This window comes from Paraburkholderia sp. SIMBA_053 (assembly GCF_046534895.1).
In the GTDB taxonomy this organism is placed as follows: domain Bacteria; phylum Pseudomonadota; class Gammaproteobacteria; order Burkholderiales; family Burkholderiaceae; genus Paraburkholderia; species Paraburkholderia caledonica.
The window spans coordinates 1-232 of the sequence record NZ_JAWRXU010001837.1 but is presented as its reverse complement, the minus strand read 5'-3'; the positions used below and the strand labels follow the sequence as shown (position 1 = coordinate 232).

The window sequence follows — 232 nt, the reverse complement described above, 5'->3', positions numbered from 1 at the left end:
CTCGATATAGTCACCTGCATATCAAACGAATATGAACGCCAGGACCAGCGGCTCAATGACAACTACCAGCAGCTTCGTGGCCACCTCAGCGATGAACGTCGCGACCAGCTGCTTAGCGTCCAACGGATATGGATTACATACAAGGAAGCCAATTGCAGTTTCTATGCTGACCCAGAAGGAGGAACAATGGCGCGCATCAACGCCAATTCATGTTTGCTCCGAGAAACCACTC

The 232-nt window shown here is 50.9% G+C and carries 1 protein-coding gene; it reads left to right on the top strand.

The annotated features are described in order from the left end of the window. Positions 1-232 (top strand): lysozyme inhibitor LprI family protein (locus tag SB753_RS41875; protein WP_410805796.1); only part of this gene is annotated, 232 nt, incomplete at both ends.